The sequence below is a fragment of the Serratia sp. GW822-FHT06E05 genome (assembly GCF_058799445.1).
Map to the genome: position 1 here is coordinate 249,172 of NZ_JBXALM010000005.1, position 23,215 is coordinate 272,386.

The 23,215-nt window shown below is 55.4% G+C and carries 26 protein-coding genes; 12 read left to right on the forward strand and 14 right to left on the reverse strand.

Annotated elements, in window-relative coordinates:
* Positions 1 to 17: 17 nt before the first annotated feature.
* Positions 18 to 830 (forward strand): phosphate ABC transporter ATP-binding protein PstB, encoded by an 813-nt coding sequence (gene pstB, locus AC1RKC_RS14635; protein WP_020828076.1) that lies wholly within the window; start codon positions 18 to 20, stop codon positions 828 to 830.
* Between the two features lie 81 nt (positions 831 to 911).
* On the opposite strand, the gene speG is transcribed toward pstB, so the two are convergent.
* The 3 genes from speG to purM all read right to left on the reverse strand — a co-directional run bounded on the left by speG (position 912) and on the right by purM (position 3,273).
* Positions 912 to 1,466 carry a spermidine N1-acetyltransferase gene (speG, locus tag AC1RKC_RS14640; protein ID WP_020828075.1) on the reverse strand — a complete coding sequence of 185 codons (555 nt, stop codon included), beginning with the start codon at positions 1,464 to 1,466 and terminating at the stop codon, positions 912 to 914.
* A gap of 131 nt (positions 1,467 to 1,597) precedes the next feature.
* Complete coding sequence (gene purN, locus AC1RKC_RS14645) at positions 1,598 to 2,236, reverse strand: phosphoribosylglycinamide formyltransferase (protein ID WP_493092641.1); 639 nt, start codon at positions 2,234 to 2,236, stop codon at positions 1,598 to 1,600.
* On the reverse strand, positions 2,233 to 3,273 hold the full coding sequence (purM, locus tag AC1RKC_RS14650; RefSeq protein WP_046372952.1) for a phosphoribosylformylglycinamidine cyclo-ligase: 1,041 nt from the start codon (positions 3,271 to 3,273) through the stop codon (positions 2,233 to 2,235). The genes purN and purM overlap by 4 nt, the downstream gene beginning before the upstream one ends.
* Before the next feature lie 255 nt (positions 3,274 to 3,528).
* On the opposite strand from purM, the gene upp reads away from it, so the two are divergent.
* Positions 3,529 to 4,155 carry a uracil phosphoribosyltransferase gene (upp, locus tag AC1RKC_RS14655; RefSeq protein ID WP_020828072.1) on the forward strand — a complete coding sequence of 209 codons (627 nt, stop codon included), beginning with the start codon at positions 3,529 to 3,531 and terminating at the stop codon, positions 4,153 to 4,155.
* Between the two features lie 209 nt (positions 4,156 to 4,364).
* On the forward strand, positions 4,365 to 5,654 hold the full coding sequence (gene uraA / locus AC1RKC_RS14660) for a uracil permease (protein WP_020828071.1): 1,290 nt from the start codon (positions 4,365 to 4,367) through the stop codon (positions 5,652 to 5,654).
* Positions 5,655 to 5,869: 215 nt separating this feature from the next.
* On the opposite strand, the gene AC1RKC_RS14665 is transcribed toward uraA, so the two are convergent.
* Positions 5,870 to 6,118 carry a GlsB/YeaQ/YmgE family stress response membrane protein gene (locus AC1RKC_RS14665; RefSeq protein ID WP_002487967.1) on the reverse strand — a complete coding sequence of 83 codons (249 nt, stop codon included), beginning with the start codon at positions 6,116 to 6,118 and terminating at the stop codon, positions 5,870 to 5,872.
* Positions 6,119 to 6,146: 28 nt separating this feature from the next.
* A complete protein-coding gene (locus tag AC1RKC_RS14670; RefSeq protein WP_020828070.1) occupies positions 6,147 to 6,662 on the reverse strand; it encodes a hypothetical protein in 516 nt (171 codons plus the stop codon).
* Between the two features lie 228 nt (positions 6,663 to 6,890).
* Between AC1RKC_RS14670 and hda the strand changes: the two genes are divergently transcribed.
* The gene (gene hda / locus AC1RKC_RS14675) at positions 6,891 to 7,592 is read left to right on the forward strand and encodes a DnaA inactivator Hda (protein WP_041414814.1); all 702 of its coding nucleotides are present in this window, start codon (positions 6,891 to 6,893) and stop codon (positions 7,590 to 7,592) included.
* Positions 7,593 to 7,608: 16 nt separating this feature from the next.
* On the opposite strand, the gene AC1RKC_RS14680 is transcribed toward hda, so the two are convergent.
* The 4 genes from AC1RKC_RS14680 to bepA form a co-directional block, all read right to left on the reverse strand.
* Positions 7,609 to 8,148, reverse strand: coding sequence for a helix-turn-helix transcriptional regulator (locus tag AC1RKC_RS14680; RefSeq protein WP_115058299.1), 540 nt, complete (start codon positions 8,146 to 8,148; stop codon positions 7,609 to 7,611).
* Positions 8,149 to 8,160: 12 nt separating this feature from the next.
* On the reverse strand, positions 8,161 to 8,391 hold the full coding sequence (locus tag AC1RKC_RS14685) for a hypothetical protein (RefSeq protein WP_020828067.1): 231 nt from the start codon (positions 8,389 to 8,391) through the stop codon (positions 8,161 to 8,163).
* 199 nt (positions 8,392 to 8,590) lie between these two features.
* On the reverse strand, positions 8,591 to 8,944 hold the full coding sequence (gene arsC / locus AC1RKC_RS14690) for an arsenate reductase (glutaredoxin) (RefSeq protein ID WP_020828066.1): 354 nt from the start codon (positions 8,942 to 8,944) through the stop codon (positions 8,591 to 8,593).
* 22 nt (positions 8,945 to 8,966) lie between these two features.
* A complete protein-coding gene (bepA, locus tag AC1RKC_RS14695; RefSeq protein WP_046372954.1) occupies positions 8,967 to 10,436 on the reverse strand; it encodes a beta-barrel assembly-enhancing protease in 1,470 nt (489 codons plus the stop codon).
* 384 nt (positions 10,437 to 10,820) lie between these two features.
* Here bepA and AC1RKC_RS14700 point away from each other — a divergent pair, with 384 nt between their 5' ends.
* On the forward strand, positions 10,821 to 11,363 hold the full coding sequence (locus tag AC1RKC_RS14700; protein WP_041415582.1) for an RrF2 family transcriptional regulator: 543 nt from the start codon (positions 10,821 to 10,823) through the stop codon (positions 11,361 to 11,363).
* Positions 11,364 to 11,509: 146 nt separating this feature from the next.
* Positions 11,510 to 12,718 carry an NAD(P)/FAD-dependent oxidoreductase gene (locus tag AC1RKC_RS14705; protein WP_490633386.1) on the forward strand — a complete coding sequence of 403 codons (1,209 nt, stop codon included), beginning with the start codon at positions 11,510 to 11,512 and terminating at the stop codon, positions 12,716 to 12,718.
* A 105-nt stretch (positions 12,719 to 12,823) separates the two neighbouring features.
* On the opposite strand, the gene fumD is transcribed toward AC1RKC_RS14705, so the two are convergent.
* Both fumD and AC1RKC_RS14715 read right to left on the reverse strand, forming a co-directional pair.
* Positions 12,824 to 13,030, reverse strand: coding sequence for a fumarate hydratase FumD (gene fumD / locus AC1RKC_RS14710; protein ID WP_020828062.1), 207 nt, complete (start codon positions 13,028 to 13,030; stop codon positions 12,824 to 12,826).
* Between the two features lie 29 nt (positions 13,031 to 13,059).
* Positions 13,060 to 13,515 (reverse strand): Lrp/AsnC family transcriptional regulator, encoded by a 456-nt coding sequence (locus tag AC1RKC_RS14715; RefSeq protein ID WP_020828061.1) that lies wholly within the window; start codon positions 13,513 to 13,515, stop codon positions 13,060 to 13,062.
* A gap of 200 nt (positions 13,516 to 13,715) precedes the next feature.
* Here AC1RKC_RS14715 and AC1RKC_RS14720 point away from each other — a divergent pair, with 200 nt between their 5' ends.
* On the forward strand, positions 13,716 to 14,333 hold the full coding sequence (locus tag AC1RKC_RS14720) for a LysE family translocator (protein ID WP_046374993.1): 618 nt from the start codon (positions 13,716 to 13,718) through the stop codon (positions 14,331 to 14,333).
* A 60-nt stretch (positions 14,334 to 14,393) separates the two neighbouring features.
* Here the strand turns inward: AC1RKC_RS14720 and AC1RKC_RS14725 are convergent, their stop codons facing one another.
* Positions 14,394 to 14,822 (reverse strand): TOBE domain-containing protein, encoded by a 429-nt coding sequence (locus AC1RKC_RS14725; RefSeq protein ID WP_046372956.1) that lies wholly within the window; start codon positions 14,820 to 14,822, stop codon positions 14,394 to 14,396.
* A gap of 352 nt (positions 14,823 to 15,174) precedes the next feature.
* Here AC1RKC_RS14725 and AC1RKC_RS14730 point away from each other — a divergent pair, with 352 nt between their 5' ends.
* The 3 genes from AC1RKC_RS14730 to AC1RKC_RS14740 all read left to right on the forward strand — a co-directional run bounded on the left by AC1RKC_RS14730 (position 15,175) and on the right by AC1RKC_RS14740 (position 19,847).
* Positions 15,175 to 16,260 (forward strand): YncE family protein, encoded by a 1,086-nt coding sequence (locus AC1RKC_RS14730; protein WP_129983477.1) that lies wholly within the window; start codon positions 15,175 to 15,177, stop codon positions 16,258 to 16,260.
* A gap of 59 nt (positions 16,261 to 16,319) precedes the next feature.
* Positions 16,320 to 18,518, forward strand: a complete 2,199-nt coding sequence (locus tag AC1RKC_RS14735; protein WP_490633385.1) for a TonB-dependent receptor — start codon at positions 16,320 to 16,322, stop codon at positions 18,516 to 18,518.
* A gap of 258 nt (positions 18,519 to 18,776) precedes the next feature.
* Positions 18,777 to 19,847, forward strand: coding sequence for an AI-2E family transporter (locus AC1RKC_RS14740; protein ID WP_490633384.1), 1,071 nt, complete (start codon positions 18,777 to 18,779; stop codon positions 19,845 to 19,847).
* Positions 19,848 to 19,890: 43 nt separating this feature from the next.
* Here the strand turns inward: AC1RKC_RS14740 and bcp are convergent, their stop codons facing one another.
* Both bcp and AC1RKC_RS14750 read right to left on the reverse strand, forming a co-directional pair.
* The gene (bcp, locus tag AC1RKC_RS14745; protein WP_020828055.1) at positions 19,891 to 20,355 is read right to left on the reverse strand and encodes a thioredoxin-dependent thiol peroxidase; all 465 of its coding nucleotides are present in this window, start codon (positions 20,353 to 20,355) and stop codon (positions 19,891 to 19,893) included.
* Between the two features lie 2 nt (positions 20,356 to 20,357).
* Complete coding sequence (locus AC1RKC_RS14750; protein WP_195869537.1) at positions 20,358 to 20,963, reverse strand: glycine cleavage system transcriptional repressor; 606 nt, start codon at positions 20,961 to 20,963, stop codon at positions 20,358 to 20,360.
* A gap of 110 nt (positions 20,964 to 21,073) precedes the next feature.
* On the opposite strand from AC1RKC_RS14750, the gene dapA reads away from it, so the two are divergent.
* Together dapA and bamC are read left to right on the forward strand one after the other, a co-directional pair.
* Positions 21,074 to 21,955 carry a 4-hydroxy-tetrahydrodipicolinate synthase gene (gene dapA, locus AC1RKC_RS14755; RefSeq protein WP_020828053.1) on the forward strand — a complete coding sequence of 294 codons (882 nt, stop codon included), beginning with the start codon at positions 21,074 to 21,076 and terminating at the stop codon, positions 21,953 to 21,955.
* A 16-nt stretch (positions 21,956 to 21,971) separates the two neighbouring features.
* Positions 21,972 to 23,024: an outer membrane protein assembly factor BamC gene (gene bamC, locus AC1RKC_RS14760; RefSeq protein WP_020828052.1), complete on the forward strand. Its 1,053-nt coding sequence runs from the start codon at positions 21,972 to 21,974 to the stop codon at positions 23,022 to 23,024.
* Positions 23,025 to 23,215 lie beyond the last annotated feature (191 nt).

The following is a 23,215-nucleotide window of genomic DNA, read 5'->3' on the forward strand; positions in this document are numbered from 1 at the left end:
TTCCTGGGGAGTGCCTAATGAGTTTGATGACGCCAGGCAGTTTGCCCCGGTTGGATGTCCAGCACCTTGATGATGAACATACCGCGCTGGCGGTAAACGACCTCAACCTGTTTTATGGCGAAAAACAGGTGCTGCACGATATCTCGCTGCGTATTCCCAAGCACCGGGTGACGGCGCTGATCGGCCCGTCCGGCTGCGGCAAATCCACGCTGCTGCGTTGTTTCAACCGTATGAATGATTTGGTGGACAACTGCCGGATTGAAGGCGATTTGCAACTGAACGGTCAAAGCATTGGCGGCGCGCAAATCGACGTTGCGGCGTTAAGACGGCGGGTCGGCATGGTTTTCCAACGGCCGAACCCTTTCCCGAAATCGATTTATGAAAACGTGGTTTACGGCCTGCGTCTGCAGGGCGTGCGTGACCGACGGATCCTTGATGAGGCGGTGGAGCGTTCGCTGCGTGCCGCCGCGCTGTGGCACGAGGTCAAAGACCGGCTGCGCGAGAACGCGTTTCGTCTTTCCAGCGGCCAGCAGCAAAGGTTGGTGATTGCACGGGCGATAGCCATCGAGCCGGAAGTGCTGCTGCTGGATGAGCCGACCTCGGCGTTGGATCCGATCTCCACATTGACCATTGAAGAGCTGATTTCCGCGCTGAAGCAGCAGTATAGCGTGGTGCTGGTGACGCACAACATGCAGCAGGCGGCACGCGTCTCGGATTACACGGCGTTTATTCACCAAGGCCGATTGGTGGAATACAACGACACCGACGACATCTTTACTTCACCGCGCCAGCGCCGCACCGAGGATTATATTACCGGGCGCTATGGTTGATGTCGCAGCTGTCTTATTCTGCCGTTGGGATAAGCCCGAATATCATGATAGTAAAAACCCGCTCTCGCGGGTTTTTTATTGTCACTTAACCAAAGGTTGATCGCTGGCGGCGGTTTTGAATTTCGCCATGTACTGCGGCTGGAAGATGCACATGCGCAGCACGGTACGGTATTCACCGTTAACGAAGAATTCGTCAATCAGCTCGCCTTCGACTTCAAAGCCCAATTTGCTGTAGATGTGGATTGCCTTCGGGTTTTCTTTATCGACGATCAGGTACAGCTTGTACAGGTTCAGTACCGAGAAACCGTAGTCCATCGCCAGCTTGGCGGCGATAGTGGCGTAGCCTTTGCCCTGATGCGTCGGGTCGATGATGATCTGAAATTCCGCGCGGCGGTGGATATGGTCGATCTCCACCAGTTCCACCAGCCCGACCTTGGCACCCTGGTGTTCGATGATAAAGCGGCGTTCGCTCTGGTCGTGGATATGTTTGTCGTAGAGATCGGAAAGTTCTACGAAGGCTTCATAGGGTTCTTCAAACCAGTAGCGCATCACGCTGGCGTTGTTGTCCATCTGATGGACAAACGTCAAATCATCCCGTTCCAGTGGGCGTAGCCTGACGTTGGTAGTGCTGGACATGGGGGTTCCTCAATGTCGTTATTGATAGGGGCGGTTGCCACTGTGGGCAAGTATAACGTCGGCGATGGGTTGCGGCGAAAAAAAAACGGCGCCGTGAGCGGCACCGTTTAGAAGGGGTTAAGATTGGCTTTTTAGTCTGCCGCATGCCCTTGTTCGGGCAGGCGCTCGCCATCCAGCCAGGCGGCGTTATCGCGCATCGCCAGGCGGCCTTCGACAAACCAGTTCACCACCAGCGGGTAAAGGGTATGTTCCTGAGACTGTACCCGTTCAACCACCTCGTCTTCCTCGTCACCGGGGAAGATTGGCACCTTGGCCTGCAGGATCACCGGGCCGCCGTCGAGCTGTTCGGTCACGAAGTGCACCGAAGTGCCGTGTTCGCTGTCGCCGTTGTCGATGGCCTGACGGTGAGTATGCAGCCCAGGGTATTTGGGCAGCAGGGAAGGGTGGATATTCAGCATGCGTCCGGCATAGCGCTGCACGAACTGCGGGCTGAGAATGCGCATGTAACCGGCCAGCACCACCAGATCCGGTTGGTATTGGTCGATGGCATCCGCCAGGGCGACGTCAAACGCGGCCCGGTCGGCAAAGGCCTTGGCGTCCAGTGCATGAGCGGCAATACCTGCCGCTTCTGCACGCTGCAAACCGTAAGCCTGCGCCCTGTTGCTGAACACCGCCACAATCTCGCCGGCAATTCTGCCCTGCTGGCAGGCGTCAATCAGCGCCTGGAGATTACTCCCCTGGCCGGAGACCAACACCACGATCTTTTTCATCCGTTGATGACCACTTGTTGTTCGTCAGAAGAAGCGGTCAGTTTACCGATCTTCCACGCTTTTTCACCGGCTGCGGTCAACAATGCGATGGCGGATCCCACGGCTTCTTCCGGCAGCGCGATCACCATGCCCACGCCACAGTTAAAGGTGCGGTACATTTCGTGACGGCTGACGTTGCCGTTTTGCTGCAGCCAGTTGAAGACGGCCGGCCATTGCCAGCTGGATTCTTCGATCACGGCCTGCATGCCTTCCGGCAGCACGCGCGGGATGTTTTCCCAGAAGCCGCCACCGGTCAGGTGGGCGATAGCGTGCACGTCGATTTTCTCGATCAGCTCCAGCACCGATTTCACGTAAATTTTGGTCGGCGCCAGCAGGTGGTCCGCCAGCGGTTTGCCTGAAAGTAAGGTAGTGGTCGGGTCGGTGTTGCTGACTTCCAGAATTTTGCGTACCAGCGAGTAGCCGTTGGAGTGCGGGCCGGAAGCGCCCAGGGCGATCAGTGCGTCGCCGGACTGCACCTTGCTGCCGTCGATAATCTCGGACTTTTCGACCACGCCGACGCAAAAGCCGGCCACGTCGTAGTCTTCGCCGTGGTACATGCCCGGCATTTCAGCGGTTTCACCGCCCACCAGAGCACAGCCAGACTGCTTACAGCCTTCGGCGATGCCGGTGATCACGCTGGCCGCGGTGTCCACGTCCAGTTTGCCGGTGGCAAAGTAATCCAGGAAGAACAGCGGCTCAGCGCCCTGAACCACCAGGTCGTTCACACACATTGCGACCAGATCGATGCCGATGGTGTCGTGTCGTTTCAGGTCCATCGCCAGACGCAGCTTGGTGCCTACGCCGTCGGTACCGGAAACCAGTATCGGCTCGCGGTATTTCTGCGGCAACGCACACAGGGCGCCAAAACCGCCCAGACCACCCATCACTTCCGGGCGGCGGGTCTGTTTTACTACACCTTTGATGCGGTCTACCAATGCATTGCCAGCATCGATATCGACACCTGCGTCTTTATAGCTGAGAGAGGTTTTGTCGGTCACTGCGCGATCCCCACGACGGTTTGCGGTTTGAATACTGTGCTTCCGGCATTGATTCCGGAATAAGGCGCGGCAATTCTAACAGCGCAGGCAAACGTTTGCGAGTGGCTTGTGAACCAGCTCCGCTTTTTCGTCATCTATACTGTTATTCAAACTTTTGTTGATCCCGATCGGGCTATTGTGGGTGGCGCAGTCGGCAAAAGGAGGTATAATCCGGCGATTTTTTTGGCCGTAAACCACCTTAATAGGAGAAAAATGATGAAGATCGTTGAGGTGAAACACCCGCTGGTGAAACACAAGCTTGGCCTGATGCGTGAAAATGATATCAGCACCAAACGCTTCCGTGAGCTGGCCTCAGAAGTGGGTAGTTTGCTGACCTATGAAGCGACCGCCGATCTGGAAACAGAGAAAGTCACCATCGATGGCTGGTGCGGCCCGGTTGAAATAGACCAGATTAAAGGGAAAAAAATTACCGTTGTGCCTATTCTGCGTGCCGGTCTGGGCATGATGGAAGGGGTATTGGAAAACGTACCGAGCGCACGTATCAGCGTGGTTGGCGTTTACCGTGACGAAGAAACTCTGGAGCCGGTGCCGTATTTCCAAAAGCTGGTGTCCAACATCGAAGAGCGTTTGGCACTGGTTGTCGACCCTATGCTGGCTACCGGCGGCTCGATGATCGCCACTATCGATCTGCTGAAGAAAGCCGGCTGCAACAGCATCAAGGTGCTGGTGCTGGTTGCCGCGCCGGAAGGGATCGCCGCGCTGGAGAAAGCGCACCCGGACGTCGAGCTGTATACGGCCTCCATCGATCAATGCCTGAACGAGAAGGGCTACATCGTACCGGGCCTGGGTGATGCGGGCGACAAGATATTTGGTACCAAATAAACAAAAATAAAGCCGACTGATGAGTCGGCTTTTTAATGCTCGTCGTCTTTCAAGCTACAGCGTTGTTGTCTGCGGGCGCTAACCCCAGTCACTTATTATAAATAAGCTCCTGGGGATTAACGCCCTTGCCGCCTAGCTGTAACTTGAAATCCATTGAGCATATATCATTAGGCTTACACAACTGATAACGACCCAGAGGAAAAACATCCATGACCCGTCGCGTGATAGGCGTAAGCGAACGCCCGCCGCTACTCCAGACTATTCCGCTCAGCTTCCAACACCTGTTCGCCATGTTTGGCGCGACCGTGCTGGTGCCTATTTTGTTCAAGATTAACCCGGCGACGGTGTTGCTGTTTAACGGCGTCGGAACCTTGCTGTACCTGTTTATCTGCAAGGGCAAGATCCCGGCCTATCTCGGCTCCAGCTTTGCGTTTATTTCCCCGGTGCTGCTGCTGTTGCCGTTGGGTTATGAAGTGGCGTTGGGCGGTTTTATCATGTGCGGGGTGCTGTTTTGCCTGGTCGCGTTGCTGGTAAAAAAAGCCGGTACCGGCTGGCTGGACGTCATTTTTCCTCCAGCGGCGATGGGGGCGATTGTGGCGGTCATCGGCCTGGAATTGGCCGGTGTGGCGGCGAACATGGCGGGCTTGTTGCCGGCTGACGGCGTCAGCGCAGACACCACTACCATCACTATCTCGCTGGTGACGCTGGGCGTGACCATCCTGGGTTCCGTGCTGTTCCGCGGTTTTCTGGCGATTATCCCGATCCTGATCGGTGTGCTGGTAGGGTATGCGCTGTCGTTCTTTATGGGCGTGGTGGATCTGACCCCGATCCGCGAGGCGCACTGGTTCGCGCTGCCGACGTTCTACACCCCGCGTTTTGAATGGTTCGCCATCTTCACCATCCTGCCGGCGGCGCTGGTGGTGATCGCCGAGCACGTCGGCCACTTGGTGGTGACTGCGAATATCGTCAAAAAAGACCTGCTCCGTGACCCTGGCCTGCACCGTTCAATGTTCGCTAATGGCATATCGACAGTGATTTCAGGCTTCTTCGGTTCCACACCAAATACCACCTACGGTGAGAATATCGGCGTGATGGCTATCACCAAGGTATACAGCACCTGGGTGATCGGCGGCGCGGCGGTTCTGGCCATTCTGCTGTCCTGCGTCGGTAAACTGGCGGCGGCTATCCAGGCGGTACCGGTGCCGGTGATGGGCGGGGTCTCTTTGCTGCTGTATGGGGTGATCGGCGCGTCAGGTATTCGTGTGCTGATTGAATCCAAAGTGGATTACAACAAGGCGCAAAACCTGATCCTGACCTCGGTGATCCTGATTATCGGCGTCAGCGGGGCCAAGGTGCACATCGGTGCTGCCGAATTGAAAGGCATGGCGCTGGCGACTATCGTCGGCATCGGCCTCAGCCTGCTGTTTAAGGTCATCAGCCTGTACCGCAAGGAAGAGGAAGTGATCGAAGCGCCGGACGAGTCGGCCGAACAGAAGTAGTAAGGAAAACGGGCAGCCAATGGGCTGCCCGTCAGATTATTGACAAAGGGGATAAAAGCGTGGTTTTTCCCCCTTTGTGTTATCAGCCGAAAATCAATGAATTGATTTTCCTGATTTATTTTCAAAACCTTTAGCGCCTGCCGCCAAACATTATATGTTTGTCAGCCGTCTCACGGGCAGCCAATGGGCTGCCCGTTTTGTTGATGCGCAATAAATTAACTGCGGATTTTACGGTATACAAACAGCACCACGATGGCACCAATCACCGCCACCACGAAGCTGCCGAAGTTGAAACCGTCAACTCTGCCGTAGCCAAAGAAGGTGCTGATATAGCCCCCAACCACGGCACCGACGATACCCAGGACAACGGTCAGAATAAAACCGCCGCCGTCTTTGCCTGGCATAATCCACTTGGCTAAAATACCGGCGATCAGACCGAAGATAATCCAGGAAATAATCCCCATTTACTGCTCCTTTCTTTATTGCTAAGTATTATTGTTGTGCGGCCGGCGGGGTATTTTCTTTCCCTGCTGCGTCGGCATCACTTTTTAATTCTTCCGCTTTATTTTCTGCGCTGTTTTTAATCGCTTCGGTTTTCGCTTTGGCTTGCTCGGTCAAATCATTGGCACCATTAATGGCATCGTTCTTAATGGTTTTAGCCTGATCGACCAACTGCTGGCTTTGCTTGCTGGCATCTTCTTTGATGGCGTCAGCCTTGGCTTTCGCATCATTGGTGATGGCATCAGCCTGCTTGGCGGCATCGTCTTTGATTGCCGAAGCCTTGTCTTTCAATTGGTCGGCCTGAGTGGTGGCCTCTTTCTTGATGTCCTTGGCCACTGCGGCGGCTTTATCGGTCAGATCGTCCGCTTTTTTCTGTGCGGCATCTTTCATTTGCTCAGCGCTGTCTTTGGCTTTTTCAAGATTGGCGTCGACTTTGGATGAGTCATCACAGCCGGCAAGCAATAGCCCAATGATTGAGGCCAAAAGCACTTTATTCCATACTTTCATTGTCTATATCCTTGTAGAAACCTTGTTTAAGGAGATTGCGTTTCGCCCCTCTATACTAGGATAACTCTTGGATAAAATACAAATTTCACCGGTGAAAGTCGTTGGCAATTTAATCTTGCTGCCGAGCGTTGTTCACTATTACGCCATAAAATCCTGCCGGTTCAACAGAGCCCGTTTTCTGTGGTAGACTTACCGCGTTTTCCTGCCAGTTTTGGTTGAGGTGCTTTTCTGAATACGCCGGCACAGCTTTCACTGCCACTTTATCTTCCCGATGATGAGACTTTCGCCAGTTTTTATCCGGGGGAGAACCCATCCCTATTGAGCGCGATCCAGTCCGCCGTTCGTCAGGAACATGGCAGCTATATCTATTTCTGGTCACGCGAGGGCGGTGGGCGCAGTCACCTGTTGCATGCGGCCTGTGCGGAGCTTTCGCAGCGCGGTGAAGCCGTGGGCTATGTGCCGCTGGATAAGCGAGCCTATTTCGTGCCGGAAGTCTTGGACGGGATGGAGCAGCTGGCGCTGGTGTGCATCGACAATATCGAATGCATTGCCGGTGACGAAGAGTGGGAAATGGCGATCTTTAATCTCTACAACCGCATTCTGGAAACTGGCCGCACGCGCCTGTTCATTACCGGCGATCGTCCGCCACGTCAATTGAACCTTCATCTACCCGACCTCGCTTCTCGCCTGGACTGGGGGCAAATCTACAAGTTACAGCCGCTGTCAGATGAAGAAAAACTGCTGGCCCTGCAACTGCGTGGCAAACTGCGCGGCTTTGAGCTGCCGGAAGACGTCGGCCGCTTCCTGTTGAAGCGGCTGGATCGCGAAATGCGCACCTTGTTTATGACCTTGGATCAACTCGATCACGCCTCGATCACCGCCCAACGCAAGCTGACTATCCCGTTTGTGAAAGAGATCCTCGGGTTATAATTCTGGCTCGCCAGGCTCAATTCTCGCCGTGCTCCAGCAGGGTTACGTAGCTATCGATCTGGCTGCGTTGATTGCTGGCCCGGAGCTGCAACGCTAAATTGATATTTTCCAGATACTGCGCATTCTCGGCCAGTGCCTGGCCAATTTTCCCCTTGCTTGCCAACCAGGCCGCAACGCTATGCCAACGCCACAAAGGGGATGACCCCTTAAGCCTTTGAATGGGAGAAGGGAAGTCTCCAGAGCCGCGAGTACCGTCCTTTAGCATCGCGATAGCTTGCCGAGACATGCCGGTGAGTGCTGCGATATCACTTAATCCTACCAGATGAGAATCGACTGCCATTACCTGCGCGTCCAGACCGGCGGATTCGATATTTTTGATGGCCCCAAGAATGGCGTTGGCGAAGCTATCGCTTTCTCTATCGAACTCCACGTAAACCGCTTTGCCATAGAAACAAATCAACCCGTCATCGCAACCACTGGCGTAGAGAGCATCTTCCAAACCCGGAGTTTGCGACGTCACGCCGGAGAGTGTTAACGAGAAATTATAGAGCGCCATGATGGACCTCCTTTATCCTTTCTGGGAAAGAGCCAGACATTCATCGACTTTACGGCGTATCTGTTTGGCATGTTGTTCTGGGTTCTTCGGCGTAGACCAGATACTCATCATATGCTCCCTGTGCTGAGGAAGAGCGCACTGGAGGCGGCCGAACGCATGTCCATTACTGGCGCGAAATAACCAACCCTGCGAAATGGCATAGGCTAACGCAGCCTGAATATGTTTATTAGGATGGTTTTTCATCACCTGCCTGCCGTCTTTATTGAGGATATTTTAGCTGTTGACATATGTCAACGCTGGCTGTGAGTTAATACAACACACCGGGGGGATAATATCAGTCAGGACTCAGGGGGATGATGAAAAGTATTTATATAACAATCAATTAAAAATAGCCCAGGTAAGGGCTATTATCATAATGTTGCTCAATAAAGTGCCGGGAGACTTACAAAATCTCCAGCACCTGTTCCGGTGGCCGACCGATGCGTGCCTGGGTGCCTTTGACCACGATGGGACGCTCAATCAGCTTTGGATTGTCTACCATCGCCTGCAACAGTTGGGCTTCGCTCAGGCTTTCATCCGCCAGCTTCAATGCCTTGTACAGATCTTCTTTTTTGCGCATTAACTCGCGTGCGGAACTGAAACCCAGTTCTTTCAGCAGTTTCTTCAGTTGGTCTACCGACGGCGGCGTTTCCAGATACAGCACCACGTCGGGCGTCACGCCATGCTGTTCCAACAGCGCCAGGGTTTCACGGCTCTTGGAGCAGCGTGGGTTGTGGTAAATAGTGACGTTTTTCATTTAACTTCATCCTTTATGAAAATCAGCTGCGCTGGTACTGGCGGAAACGCTGTTGCAACTGGCGCAGTTGGTCGATGCGAGCATCATAACGCGCCTGTTTCAGGCTGCCGAGTTTTTGCAGTGAACTGGCATTGCTGAGCAAGCCAATAGCCTGATCGAGACGGCCGGTCAGGGCCAGGCTTTCGGCACGGGCGGAAAGCTCTTCATCGCGTAGCCCCTGTGCGGCGCTGGCCTGCGCCAGCAGATCCCAGGCGTTGGGATCGTCCGGATGGGCGAAGGTGTAACGGTTGAGAATTTTTGACGCCTGCGCCGGTTGGTTACCTTCCACGTAGGCGTTGGCCAGGTTGAGTTGCAGCACCGGGTTGTTGCTTTGAGCGGCATTGGCGGCCTGCAGACGGGCAATCGCCTGCGGTGCACGTTTCTGACCGAGGTCGATATCGGTCATCAGATCGATCAGCCAGACGTTTTTCGGATCTTGCGTCAGCAGTGGCTGAATGATGTTACGGGCATCGTCATACTTTTTGGCCTCGTAGAACAAAATGGCACGGCCATATTTGGCTGCCGCCTGCTCGCGTACGTTACCTTTGCTGTAAGTATCGAGCAGCTCTTCACGCAGGCCGTACCCCTCTGAGCTGTACATACCAAGCGAACGCACCTTGGCCATCAGATAATCCTGCGTCGATTGCACCAGGTGCTTGGGCATCTGGTTGGCGCGGTTGCGCGCATCGGACAGGCGGCTGTCGGGCAGGGGGTGGGTCAACAGCATTTCCGGCGGTTTGGAGGCGTAGCGTGACTGATCGGACAGCTTTTGCAAAAAGTCGGGCATGGCTTCAGGATCGAACCCGGCGCGTTGCAGCACCTGAATGCCAATACGATCGGCTTCCTGTTCGTTCGATTGGGTAAAACTGATCATGCCTTGCTGGGTACCGGCCAGAGTGCCGCTCAACGCCGCCATCCCCATGGTTGGGTTGGCCATCGCCAGCAGGATGGAGCCAAGGGCGCCTACCCAGGTCAGCGGGGCGTTGCGTTGCTGGTCTTCCATCGCTCGCGCCAGGTGGCGTTGAGTCACGTGCGAGATTTCGTGCGCCAGTACCGAGGCGAGTTGGCTTTCGTTGTCGGTTTCGCGGAACAGGGCTGAGTGCAACACCACGTTACCGCCAAAGAAGGCGAAGGCGTTGATCTCGTCGTTGCGCACCAGATAAAAATGAAACGGCGTGCGTACCGAATAGGCGCTCGCCACCAACCGGTTACCCAATTGGTTAATATATTGTGTGAGTAGGGGATCGTTGATCAGGGGCGCGCTGGCGCGAAGCTGACGCACGTAAAAATCACCCATCGCCATTTCCTGGCCAATACTCAGGGTGCCACCCGCAGAGGTGCCCATATCCGGCAGTTGATCCTGGGTTTCCGCCTGCACCGGCGCCAGTGCCGTGGCGTTGAGTGTGCCGAGCAACAGTACTGCAATCGCTGTTTTGGTCAACCGGGTGGTCATAGTCAGGCCTTTCCCTTAAATAGTCATCTCTAAGACGTCAGCATCACACAAGAGTTCTTCTTCCTTGCCGGACTCGCCAAAACAATCAGTGCGAAAGCGTGTTGGCTCACAAAAATGCACGCATTGCGGCGCCCTGTCGGCAGATAACATCATAGTCAGCCGAAGACGACAAGGAAACTTCTGTTCGGCAATAATCAGACAGAATTGTTTGATTTTTCATTTCTGAATCTTCCCTTGATGATCAACGTCCTTGGGCCTCGTCGATGCCGCTTTTTCGCCACCCATAAAAACAAAGACAAAGTTTGTCCGTGTTTTAATTGACAGAATAAACGTGGACTAATATAGTCTGCGTTATTGAATTCAAGAGTGCAGCGCAAACCCAATATGGCTTACATCACTACCAGCGTTGAATACGGCATCCACTGCTTGCTTTGGTTGGTCGGCGAGGATCAACGCGCGTTAAGCAGTCGCGATCTCGCGGAACTGCAGGGAATTTCACCCAGTTTCCTGGCCAAGATTTTCCCCAAGCTGGAGAAGGCGGGGATCGTCGCCGCCAGCGAAGGCGTGCGCGGTGGGTATCGGTTGGCCCGTCCGGCAGAGGAGATCACTTTCCTGGAGATTATCGATGCCATTGAAGGACACAAGCCGTTGTTCGATTGTCAGGAAGTCCGCGGTCGCTGCGCGGTATTCGATGATAACCCGCCTGACTGGGCCATATCAGGCAAGTGTGCGATCCATGCAGTGATGCTGCAGGCCGAAAAGGCCATGCGCGATGCGCTGGCGCTACAAACACTGGGCACTGTCGCCTCTCGTTTTGGGCGCAAGGCGCCGGAAGGGTTCTTTGGCGAGGTCAATATCTGGCTTGATGAACGCCTGAGCGAGCGTACGACTCGCAGCGGCAAGCCCCCTCGCGCCAAACCGCAATAACGCCCCCGTCATTTTTCTGATGCTTTTTACCCGCCTGTGTGCCACAGGCGGTCACCCTTCTGCACCCTTTTTCTGGGGGGCAGCGGTAAAACTCGCCTGAAAAATACGTCAGGCGCTCGACAACAGGTATTTGAAGGAGTCATTCCATGACGCAGAAAATAGTGATCGCCGGTTCTGGTTTTGCCGGGTTTTGGGCCGCTGTCTCCGCCATGCGAGCCGTAGCGCTTGCCGGTAAGGAACAGAGCGTTGAAGTGACGATGGTTTCGCCGACCCCGAACGTCACCATCCGCCCTAGATTGTACGAAGCCGTACTGGAAAATATGAGCCCGGACATTTCGGCACAGCTCGCTGCGATTGGCGTTCGTCATTTGGCCGGTCTGGTTGAGCAGATAGATGGCGAAAACAAGACGCTGGTGGTGGAGAGCGCCGAAGGGAAAAAACTTCAGTTGGCGTATGACCGGCTGGTACTGGCAACCGGCAGCAAACTGTTCGTGCCTGCGGTCGCCGGTTTTGCCGAGCATGGTTTTAATGTTGATACGCTGCAAAGCGCGCAACGGCTGGATGCCCATTTAAAAGCGTTGGTGACTCAACCTGAGACCCCGGCACGCAATACCGTGGTGGTGGTCGGTGGTGGGCTTACCGGGCTGGAAAGTGCTGCTGAAATGCCGATGCGCTTACGTGCCATTTTGGGCAACCAGGCCGATATTCGCGTGGTGATTGTCGATACGGCGGCCGAGGTTGGCGCCGGCATGGGGGCTGAACCTGCCGTGGTGATCCGCCAGGCACTGGAAGAATGTGGCGTTGAGTCTCGAGCCGGGGTTCGCGTTACGGCTATTGACGCAGGCAGTGTGACCTTGTCTAGCGGTGAGCGCATCGCCACCGATACGGTGATTCTGGCCGCCGGGGTACGGGCGCATCCATTAGTTGAGCAAATCCCGGGTGAGCGCGACAGTGCCGGACGTATTGTCGGTGATGCCTTCCTGCACGCGCCTGCGGCGGACGGCGTGTTTGTTAGCGGGGACACGGTCAAGGCAGCGACCGACGAGCTGGGCAATAACAACCTGATGACCTGCCAGCATGCGATGAGTCTGGGCCGTGTAGCGGGCCATAATGCCGCAGCGGAACTGGTAGGTTTGCCGCTGCACCCTTACAGCCAGCCAAAGTATGTGACCTGTCTTGATCTTGGAGCCTGGGGCGCGCTCTACACCGAAGGTTGGGATCGTCAGGTGCGCTTTACGCGTGAAGAGGGCAAAAAGATCAAACAGGAAATCAATACGCAGTGGATTTATCCACCGGCAGCGGATCGGCAGGCGTTGTTCGCCGTTGCCAATCCCGACTACGTGATTGTGCCCTGAATACCCTATGGGAGCGGAGACGCTCCCATTTTTTTCACCAGAACGGCAGCCCAGAGTGCGGTAATGACCTGGTAACACCCGTAAAAGCAAGGTAATCGGCGCTACTTATCGCTCCAGCCACTCAATCGCCAATTCGCGCGCTTCATCCAAATTGACATCACGACCTTCGCGGGTGATCGCCGTTTTAAGCTCATTAATTACGTCCGCTTTTTGCGTTTCATGCTCTTCATTGGCCAACGCCAGAAAGGCATCGCCTACCACCGTGCATATGCCGATGTACAAGGCCTTTGAGTCCTCGAAACCACTGTTCATAACTGTATCCTTCTGGATTTGATTGTGATCTACAACGGCAGAAAGGGCCGGTCCTGCACCACGCTTTTCATCACCAGCGTGGAGGTCAGGCGTTGAACGCCGGGCAGGGCGGAAAGCTGTTCGTCGTAAAGCCGCTGAAAAGCCGGTAAATCGCGGGCGATGACATGCAACAGGTAGTCGGGATCGCCGAACAATCGCTGCGCCTGGATAACCTGGGGAATATCCACCATGGCGTTTTCGAAGGCTTCAACAGCCTGGCGATCCCCTTCCCGCATGGTGACGAAAACCAGCGCGGAAAAGTTAAAGCCCAGACTGCCGGGATCGAGGTGAGCACGATAGCCTCTGATCACGCCAGATTGTTCCAACGCTCGCACCCTGCGGTGGCAGGGGGAAACGCTCAGCCCAATTCGGTCAGCCAGGTCGGTAACAGAAAGACGCCCATCAAACTGAAGTTCAGCAAGGATTTTGCGGTCAATCTTGTCCATTTGGAAAAATTTCCCTCAATTTGCGATTTATAAGCAAATAATTGAAACCACATTCTAACAACTTGGGGATATTCTTTTCAATAATTGAACAACTTTGGACATAAATGGCTTTTGGCCTGTTAACGCTGTCCAGCGGAGGAACGCGAAGTGATGAAATGGATAAGCCAGACTGCTGGGTGTCGGTGGCGGGGGCGATATTTATGACGCTCGCCATTTTTGCGGCTTTCTGGGCCGTTTCGATTCTGTTCGTTATTACGCCGGGGTTGGACTGGGCGTACATCATCTCGGCCGGCATCCGTGGGCGGGTGGTGGTGCCTGCGGTAGTAGGGTTGCTGTGTGGGCACCTTATCGCTATAGCGATCGTGGCGGCAGGCGTGGGCGCTTTGGTGACAGGTAGTCCTATGGCCCTCACGGCGCTCACCCTGCTGGGGGCCGGCTACCTGTTGTGGATTGGCATCAACATGCTGCGCCATCCCCCGACGCCGAGCGCCGGCGATGCGCAGGCGTCTGGCTCCTGGCTGCGTTGGGCCGGCAAGGGCATTTGCGTCAGCGGCCTGAACCCCAAGGTATTCCTGCTATTTTTGGCTTTACTGCCTCAGTTCACCGATGCGGGTGCCAGTTGGTCGATCCCCAACCAAATTCTCGCGCTTGGCTTGTTGCATCTGATCAGCTGCGGGGTGGTTTATTTGATCGTGGGGTATGGCTCGCAGTCGGTACTGCAGACGCGCCCGCAGGCTGCACGGGTTGTCAGCCGTTTTTCCGGCGCGGCCATGGTGTTGATCGCCGTCGGGCTGCTTGTCGAGCAGGGGATAAAGTAATGTCTCAGGCAGTTGCCTCACTAAAAAGCCCGCCGATGCGGGCTTGAAAGGGCCTGGAAACTACGCCCTGACGGCAAGCAGCACGGAGGAGGCTTTGACCAGAGCGATGACACGGGCCCCGTTCTTTAACGCCATCTCCTGCAGGCTTTCATTGGTGATCACCGAGGTCAGTTTGAAACCGGCATCCGTTTTAATGTGCACGGTGCTGTTCACCGCCCCTTGCTCCACTGCACTGACTTCCCCGGCGAATTGATTGCGGGCGGAGAAACGCAGTCCGCAGTCTTCCGAAGCCAAAATAACCCAGGGGGCCTTAATCAGCGCCACCGCTTCCTTACCGGCGACCAGGCCAAGCGACTGCTGGCTTTGTACCGTCACAATAGCGACTAACTTCTCGCCGCCCGGCAAAGTGATTTCCACCTCGTCATTTACGGCGCCTTTAGCGACGGCAGACACGATGCCGGATAACTGGTTACGGGCTGAAACTGACATAAATTCTCCTTGGTCAGACATGAGGATGAGATGGCCTTACAGCATGACCACTTCCCGCCGCGTTTGCCAATGTCGCGAGATAATTCTGTGAGCGGCGGAGGGCATTCGCAGCACGACGTTTTCCCCTGTTCAAGATGACCAATTACATTTGCTCGCCAAAAAAGTAATGAGTATGATTATTATTCTCTTTGTCATTCGCAGCTAAGGCGATCCAGCCGCCTGCGATAAAGTGAACCCCCATTCACAAGGAAACATTGAGACGTACGGTGGAGCTCATTTCTCCTGTTGAGAAAGCCAAAAATAATCCGCAAGAGCCTCCACTCAATCAGTTTATATGGCCAAGGATTTCCTGATGAAGATGAAAGTTTCTGCGCTCGCCGTGGTGATGACCCTGGCGCTGAGCGGTTGCGTCGCCCCTAAGCAACACGCCGCTTCTCCGATTGCCCAACCTGTCGCTGCGGCGGCTCAATCTGCCGACAACGTGGTTAGACGCGATCTGGCGGATGGCCTGTATGAGATGGCGCTGACGCCGGCGGGCGATGCCTTGTACGTGGCCAGTTCCGAAGGCTTTAAAGATGTGCAGGGCGGGGTGGTTTATAAGCTGGATGCGAAAACGCTGAAAACGCTCGGCGCAACCCACACCGATCTGAAAAACTTCGCCATGCAGATCTCCCCGAATGGCAAAACCCTTTATGTCACTAACTCCCTGGACGGCGGCATCACCGCGATCAATACCGCCGACGGCAAAGTGAAAGGCCGCTTGCTGTTTAGCGAACGCAACGAGAAAGGGCTGCCGTATGGCGCGCGTCAAATTCTGCTGCACAAAGATACGCTGTACGTAGGCGCGGTGGCTGACCCGGCGTTGATTTGGGTGGTGGACGCCAACACGCTGAAATTAAAAGCGCGGATCAAAAACACCGGCAAATGGATGACCGGCCTGCATTACTCGGAACAAACCCAGCGTTTGTACGCCGCGAACGGCAGCGGTGAAATTCTGGTCATCAACCCGAAAAACAACCGAATCGAAAAACGCTGGAAGCCACTGGGCGAGAAGCCGGCGCTGCTGCTTAACCTGGCGGAAGACAGCGAAACCGGGCGCCTGTTTGTGACCGACAATTCCAAAGCCAAAACCACGCTGGTGCTGGATATTCATAGTGGAAAACTGCTCAAGCAGCTGGATGTCGGCGACTCTCTGGCGGTGCTGTTCAATGCCAAACGCAATGAAATCTACCTCTCGCAGCGTGAGTCCGGCAAGGTGCTGAGCCTCAATGCCACGACCTATGCCGTGAAACAGAGCTGGGCGGTAACGCCAAATCCAAACAGCCTGCAGCTTTCCCCAGACGGCCAGGTGCTGTTTGTCACCGTCAAGCAACCCTTTAATAAGGATCACTCTACTCAGGGGCCGGACAGCGTCGTTCGCATTGATTTAAATAAATAAGCTCTATCGGCCCGGTAACGGGCCATTTTGTTCCACTTCTCCTCATACATGAGTGAATTATGCACAACACCAGTTCAACATCATTTCCGCAACGCCTGACGTTATTGGCGCTGGCCATCGGTGCGGTAAGCCAGGGCGCGCTGGCCGCTCCGGCAGAAAGCAGCAAAAAAAATCAGGAAGAAACCCTGGTGGTTCAGGCCACCAAAGAGAGCGATTTTAAAGCCGGCGGCGAAGATCTGGTTCCCGCTTATCTCGATGGACAAATCGCGCATGGCGGACGTCTGGGGATGCTGGGCGAACAAAAAGCCATGGACGTACCTTTTAACGTGGTCGGCTACACCGCGAAGCTGGTGCAGGATCAACAGGCGAAAACCATTGCCGATGTCATCAGCAATGACGCAGGCGTTCAGGCGGTGCAGGGCTACGGCAACTTCGCCGAAACCTACCGCATTCGCGGCTTCCAGTTGGATGGTGAGGACATGACCATGGGCGGCCTGTCGGGCGTGGTGCCGCGTCAGGTTATGGATACCCAAATGCTGGAGCGCGTGGAGGTGTTCAAAGGCGCTAACGCCTTGCTGAACGGCGTAGCCACCAGTGGGGTGGGCGGTATGATTAACCTCGAACCCAAACGTGCGGAAGAGACGCCTACCACGCAGGTGGGCATCGATTACACCTCTGACTCTCAGGTCGGCGGCAAGCTGGATGTAGGCCGTCGCTTCGGTGACGACAACCAGTTTGGCGCGCGGGTGAACCTGGTACACCGCGAAGGTGAAGCTGCCGTCAACGACGACAAACGCCGTACCACGCTGGCCTCGGTGGGACTGGATTACCGTGGCGATCGCTTCCGCACTTCGCTGGATTTTGGCTACCAGAAGAAGACCTTCCACGGTGGAACCATGGGGGTCAACATCAGCGGCGTCGACTTTATTCCAGCCGTGCCGGATCCGACCAAAAACTACAGCCAGAAATGGGGCTACAGCGATATCGAAAACGAATTCGGTATGGTGAAGGCGGAATACGACCTCACTCAACGCTGGAAAATTTATACCGGGTTGGGCGCGCAGCATGCTCATGAAACCGGGCTCTACAGCGCACCCAAGCTGATCAATGCCAACGGCGACGCCACGGTAGGGCGTCTGGACACCAACCGCATTATCGATGCGTTCAGCGGCATGGCCGGGGTCAGCGGCGAATTCAATACCTGGGATGTCTCGCACAAGGTGAACCTGGGTTATTCTGCGCAAATCAAACGCGACAAAACCGCCTGGCGCATGTCGGCCAACAACCCGACGACCAATATTTATGACAATCACGATGTGGCGGTGCCGGATAACGCTTACTTTGGCGGCAACTATTCCGATCCGTTAACCACCGCCCGTAATCGCACCCAGGGCTGGCTGTTCAGCGATACTTTGGGGTTCTTTAGCGATCGTGTGCTGTTTACCGCAGCGGCGCGCCATCAGAAAGTGGTGGTGCGCAACTACAGCAACGCCACCGGCCTGGAGGAAGCCTCGTCCCGTTATACCCAAAGCCGCTGGATGCCGACCTTTGGTCTGGTCTACAAGCCGTGGGAAGAAGTGTCGCTCTACGCCAACCACACCGAAGCTCTGCAGCCGGGGAGCAACGCGCCGAAGGAAGCCACGAACTTTGGCCAGAGCACTGGTATTGCCCGTTCCAAACAAAATGAAGTGGGGGTGAAGGTCGATTTCGAGCGCGTGGGCGGTTCGCTGGCGCTGTTTGAAATCAAGAAGCCTTCAGCCATGCTCAACAGCGAGAATTATTATGCGCTGGATGGCGAGCAACGTAACCGCGGCGTGGAACTGAACGTGTTCGGTGAGCCGATGCTCGGGCTGCGCCTTAACGGCAGCACCACCTGGCTGTCGCCTGAGCTGACCAAAACCAAAAATGGCACCAACGACGGCAAAGATGCTATCGGCGTTTCGAATTTCTATATGGTGATGGGCGCCGAGTATGACATCCAACCGGTTGAAGGCCTGACTGCGACCGCCAGGGTTCGCCATACCGGCTCGCAGTTTGCCGATGCGGCGAACACCAAGAAACTCGACAGTTACACCACGCTGGATCTCGGTGTGCGTTACCGGATGCGCATGAACGCGGATCAAAACACCCTGGTTTGGCGCGTTGGCGTGGATAACGTCACCAACGAGAAGTATTGGTCCAGCGTGGAGAGCAACGGCACCTATATCTTCCAGGGGCAATCGCGCACCCTTAAAGCCTCGCTGACTTACGACTTCTGATCTTCTCAGGCCTGATGGCATAGCGGCGGTTTGACTCACCGTTAAACCGCCGCGACTTTCCCCGCGGTAAATCGATCGTTTTCTTTCCCCCGGTCTGTGCCGACAATCGCTGGATGGCAAAGGGGCGGCATGGTACAACCATACGCTGAATGCCCGGCCTTCAGCCTTTCCTCTTTTTGGCTTGGCCAGCGTAGGGTCAATAATACTTATTACAGGAACAGCAATGCCTGCCAGTCAAACCTCTAGGAGCCCTCTCTGATGCTGGAGATGTTATTACAGTGGTACCGCCGCCGCTTCACCGATCCGCAAGCCATCGCGCTGTTGGTGATCCTGCTCGCCGGGTTCCTCATTCTCTATTTTCTGCATGGTATTCTGACCCCGCTGCTGGTGGCCATCGTGCTGGCGTATCTGCTGGAGTGGCCAACCGCGCGGTTGCAGCGCATCGGCTGTTCGCGAAATTGGGCGGCGAGCATGGTGATGATCCTGTTTGCCGGTATCGCGATGCTGCTGGTCTTCGTGGTGGCGCCGACCGCCTGGCAACAGGGCATCAACCTGATGACCGATCTGCCGGGCATGCTCAACCAGTTCTATAACTTCGCCGCGACGCTGCCGAAGCGTTACCCGGCGCTGGTGGATGCCGGCATCATCGACATGATGGCGGAGAACCTGCGTGGACGCCTGTCGGGCATGGGCGAGTCGGTGGTGAAATTCTCGTTGGCGTCGCTGGTGGGCCTGCTGACGCTGGCGATTTATCTGATTCTGGTCCCGATGATGATGTTCTTCCTGTTGAAGGACAAGGAACAGATGCTCAATGCCGTGCGCCGGGTACTGCCACGCAACCGTGGGCTGGCCGGGCAGGTGTGGATCGAAATGAACCAGCAGATCACCAACTATATTCGCGGCAAGGTGCTGGAGATGGTGATCGTCGGGGTGGCGACCTATCTGGTGTTCGCGGTTCTCGATATGCGTTATTCGCTGCTGCTGGCGGTGCTGGTCGGTTTTTCGGTGCTGATCCCCTATATCGGTGCGGTACTGGTGACCATTCCGGTGGTGGTAGTGGCGATGTTCCAATGGGGGGGTGGCGCCGATTTTTGGACGCTGATCGTCGCCTATCTGGTGGTGCAGGGGCTGGATGGCAACCTGCTGGTGCCGATTCTGTTCTCTGAAGCGGTCAACCTGCATCCGCTGGTGATCATTCTGTCGGTGATTATCTTTGGCGGGCTGTGGGGCTTCTGGGGCGTGTTCTTCGCTATCCCGCTGGCAACCTTGGTGAAGGCGGTGATCCATGCCTGGCCGGACGAACTGCGGGTAGAAACGGAACAGGAATAAGCGTGGATAACGAAGCGCAGCAGGTCGCTGCGCTTCGTGAGGATTATTGTTTCAGGTAATCCAGAACGATGTCGTGATGATTGGTGGTCTTAAAATCATCAAACACTTTTTCAACCTTGCCTTTGGCGTCGATCAGGAAGCTGATGCGGTGGATGCCGTCATAGGTTTTCCCCATGAAGGTTTTCTCACCCCAAACGCCGAACTGCTGCGCCACCTGATGATCCTCATCAGACAACAACGTGAAGTTTAACAACTCTTTCTCGGCAAAACGCGACAGTTTCTCTGGTTTATCCGTGCTGATGCCCAGAACTTCGACACCCGCTTTTTTCAAGTCATCCATGTTATCCCGCAAACCGCAGGCCTGTACGGTACAGCCCGGCGTCATCGCCTTGGGATAAAAATAAACAAGCACTCGCTGTCCCTGGAAGTCGGCCAAATTAATTTCCTCACCGTCCTGGTCAGGCAAACTAAACTTCGGCGCTGTGTCACCGGCTTTCAATGGGCTCATCACTACTCTCCATCTTTCTCATCATGCTGTGGATAGTTCACAACGCTAATACTGCCTTGTGCTTTCAATTCTGTACATAGGCGATGAAAGGCTTGTTCAATCTTTGAGGCATCCTGATTGCCGGGGCTGTGCGCGGTGATCTGGATATACAGCTGCGGCGGCAGGTCGCCTTCCGCAGGCTGGGTGCGCGATACCAGCTCGGCAATGTTCATCTGGCTGGAGTCGAACAAATCGGTAAAGCGTTCGATGATGTGCGGCGAGTCTTTCACCTCCACCTGTACCCACACCGTGGCCGGCATCGGTGGCCTTTCGTGTGAGTTGGTGCGCTTCATCACAATCAGCAGCTCCAGCTCCGCGCCTTTTTGCGGCAGGGTTGATTCGATCAGGGTAATGGCGTTCCAACTGCCGGAAAGCAGCATGATGAAAGTGAACTCTTCACCCAGCATGGCCAGACGGCTATCTTCGATATTGCACCCGCAGCTACTGACGTGGCGGGTGATGGCATTGACGATTCCGGGGCGATCGGCGCCGAGCGCGGTAATCACGAGATAGTGTTCATCTGGCTTAGGCAAAATGGAGCTTCCTGTCGTGCTCAATGGGGTTACCATGGTAAACATAAAAAAAACCGCCTGCCAAGCGCTTACAACGCCGTTGTTTGCTTGCTTTTGGATAGGCAGCAAAAGTACCATGAGTGACTTGTTTGTGGAGGGGACGGCCAATGTTTACGGGAAGTATTGTTGCACTGGTTACGCCGATGGACGACACAGGTGCTGTCGATCGCGCGAGCCTAAAAAAATTGATTGATTATCATGTAGCCAGTGGAACTGCGGCCATCGTTTCCGTAGGGACTACCGGCGAGTCCGCAACGCTTGCCCATGACGAGCACGTTGACGTGGTATTGCAGACGCTGGAACTGGCCGCAGGCCGTATTCCGGTGATCGCAGGTACCGGCGCCAACGCCACCGCCGAAGCCATTTCGCTGACCCAGCGCTTTGAAAATACCGGCGTAGTGGGTTGCCTGACGGTCACGCCTTACTACAACAAACCGACTCAGGAAGGGCTGTACCAGCACTTCAAGGCGATTGCCGAAAGCACCGCACTGCCGCAGATCCTCTATAACGTGCCTTCGCGCACCGGGTGTGACATGCTGCCGCCGGTGATTGCGCGTTTGGCAAAAATTAAGAATATTGTTGCTGTTAAAGAGGCAACAGGGAACTTAAGTCGTGTAAGTCAGATCCAAGTGCTGGTTGATGATGAAGATTTCATTTTGCTGAGCGGCGATGACGCCAGCGGTCTGGACTTCATGCAACTGGGCGGCAAAGGGGTGATTTCCGTGACGGCCAACGTGGCGGCGCGTGAAATGGCGCAGCTTTGCGCGCTGGCAGCACAGGGCGACTTTGCTGAAGCACGCCGCTTAAATCAGCGCTTGATGCCGTTGCATCAGGATTTGTTTGTAGAAGCAAACCCAATTCCGGTGAAATGGGCCTGTAAGGCATTGGGATTGATGGCAACCGATACGATGCGTCTGCCTATGACGCCGTTGACCGACGCTGCCCGTCCGGTAGTGGAACGCGCGTTGAAAAGCGCCGGTTTGCTGTAACTCTAAGGGAAATTTGATGGTTTATTCATTGCAAAAGTCGACGGTAGCAAAAGTCGTGGGTATTTCGCTGGTTATGATGCTGGCCGCCTGCACCACCGATCAGCGTTACAAACGCCAGGTGAGCGGCGATGAGTCTTACCTCGATGCGTCGGTGCTCAAGCCACTGAACGCACCAGCCGGTATGATCCTGCCGGTGCAAAGCGGTAATTATGATGTTCCGGCCACCACGCTGAAAGGCGGCGTCGGCAAGCAACTGGATATTCGTCCGCCGGTGCAGCCACTGGCGTTGCTGAGCGGTTCACGCGCGCAATATGCCGGCGACAGCGGTACGCTGCTGTTGGAAAACAACCCGCAGAACCAGAACCTGTGGTCGCGCGTTGTCAGCATGCTGCAGACGAAAAATATCGCAATCGCCTCACGTCAGGACGCCGGTCAGACGCTGACCACCGACTGGGTGAAGTGGAACCGTCTGGATGAAGACAACCAGTACGAAGGCCGCTACCAGATCAGCGTACAGCAGCAGGGTTACCAGCAGGCGCTGACGGTGAAAACCGTGGGCCTGCAGCAGCAGGGTAAAACCGAACAGATTACCGACCCGTCAGAAGTGCAGCGCTACAACGGCATGATGATGAACACCATCGTTGAAGGCCTGGACAAGCAGGACAACCTGGCAAGCAGCCAGACGGCCAACCGCTTCGGCGCGCTGGACGTGCAGAGCAGCGCCGATGACACCGGCCTGCCGATGCTGGTAGTGCGCGGCCCTTACACCGTGGTATGGGATCGCCTGCCTGCGGCGTTGGAGAAACTGGGGATGAAAGTGGGTGACCGCAGCCGTCCGCAGGGCACCGTCGCCGTCACCTACAAATCCCTGAGCGGTAGCGATTGGGATGCGTTGGGCGCCAAGGATCCTGAACTGAAAGAGGGCGATTACAAACTGCAGGTCGGGGACTTGAACAACCGCACCAGCCTGCAATTTATCGATCCTAAAGGGAAGCCATTGACCCAGTCGCAAAACGACGGCTTGGTGGCGGCCTTCCAGGCAGCATTCAGTAAAACCAGCGTTAACTGATTGAAAAGGGGCTACGGCCCCTTTTTCTTTGAACAATACGGTATCGTTTGCGTCGCAGTTTTGGCACAATATACCCATCATTTTTGAAGCTACAACCGTGTTGGCTACGTGCATTCGCCCTGTCACTTACTTGAGTAAGCTCGCGGGGAGTTCCGCACCTGCCGCCTTGCTGTAACTCCAATTATTTTGGG

Coding starts and splice junctions, on each gene's coding strand:
- pstB (WP_020828076.1), top strand. CDS start 18: ATGAGTTTGATGACGCCAGGCAGTTTGCCCCGGTTGGATGTCCAGCAC.
- speG (WP_020828075.1), bottom strand. CDS start 1,466: ATGTCCAGCACTACCAACGTCAGGCTACGCCCACTGGAACGGGATGAT.
- AC1RKC_RS14740 (WP_490633384.1), top strand. CDS start 18,777: ATGCTGGAGATGTTATTACAGTGGTACCGCCGCCGCTTCACCGATCCG.
- AC1RKC_RS14680 (WP_115058299.1), bottom strand. CDS start 8,148: ATGGCGCTCTATAATTTCTCGTTAACACTCTCCGGCGTGACGTCGCAA.
- AC1RKC_RS14735 (WP_490633385.1), top strand. CDS start 16,320: ATGCACAACACCAGTTCAACATCATTTCCGCAACGCCTGACGTTATTG.
- uraA (WP_020828071.1), top strand. CDS start 4,365: ATGACCCGTCGCGTGATAGGCGTAAGCGAACGCCCGCCGCTACTCCAG.
- AC1RKC_RS14685 (WP_020828067.1), bottom strand. CDS start 8,391: ATGAAAAACCATCCTAATAAACATATTCAGGCTGCGTTAGCCTATGCC.
- AC1RKC_RS14750 (WP_195869537.1), bottom strand. CDS start 20,963: ATGGTAACCCCATTGAGCACGACAGGAAGCTCCATTTTGCCTAAGCCA.
- AC1RKC_RS14720 (WP_046374993.1), top strand. CDS start 13,716: ATGACGCTCGCCATTTTTGCGGCTTTCTGGGCCGTTTCGATTCTGTTC.
- fumD (WP_020828062.1), bottom strand. CDS start 13,030: ATGAACAGTGGTTTCGAGGACTCAAAGGCCTTGTACATCGGCATATGC.
- bcp (WP_020828055.1), bottom strand. CDS start 20,355: ATGAGCCCATTGAAAGCCGGTGACACAGCGCCGAAGTTTAGTTTGCCT.
- purN (WP_493092641.1), bottom strand. CDS start 2,236: ATGAAAAAGATCGTGGTGTTGGTCTCCGGCCAGGGGAGTAATCTCCAG.
- dapA (WP_020828053.1), top strand. CDS start 21,074: ATGTTTACGGGAAGTATTGTTGCACTGGTTACGCCGATGGACGACACA.
- AC1RKC_RS14665 (WP_002487967.1), bottom strand. CDS start 6,118: ATGGGGATTATTTCCTGGATTATCTTCGGTCTGATCGCCGGTATTTTA.
- AC1RKC_RS14700 (WP_041415582.1), top strand. CDS start 10,821: ATGGCTTACATCACTACCAGCGTTGAATACGGCATCCACTGCTTGCTT.
- AC1RKC_RS14730 (WP_129983477.1), top strand. CDS start 15,175: ATGAAGATGAAAGTTTCTGCGCTCGCCGTGGTGATGACCCTGGCGCTG.
- bepA (WP_046372954.1), bottom strand. CDS start 10,436: ATGACCACCCGGTTGACCAAAACAGCGATTGCAGTACTGTTGCTCGGC.
- AC1RKC_RS14705 (WP_490633386.1), top strand. CDS start 11,510: ATGACGCAGAAAATAGTGATCGCCGGTTCTGGTTTTGCCGGGTTTTGG.
- bamC (WP_020828052.1), top strand. CDS start 21,972: ATGGTTTATTCATTGCAAAAGTCGACGGTAGCAAAAGTCGTGGGTATT.
- AC1RKC_RS14670 (WP_020828070.1), bottom strand. CDS start 6,662: ATGAAAGTATGGAATAAAGTGCTTTTGGCCTCAATCATTGGGCTATTG.
- upp (WP_020828072.1), top strand. CDS start 3,529: ATGAAGATCGTTGAGGTGAAACACCCGCTGGTGAAACACAAGCTTGGC.
- AC1RKC_RS14725 (WP_046372956.1), bottom strand. CDS start 14,822: ATGTCAGTTTCAGCCCGTAACCAGTTATCCGGCATCGTGTCTGCCGTC.
- arsC (WP_020828066.1), bottom strand. CDS start 8,944: ATGAAAAACGTCACTATTTACCACAACCCACGCTGCTCCAAGAGCCGT.
- AC1RKC_RS14715 (WP_020828061.1), bottom strand. CDS start 13,515: ATGGACAAGATTGACCGCAAAATCCTTGCTGAACTTCAGTTTGATGGG.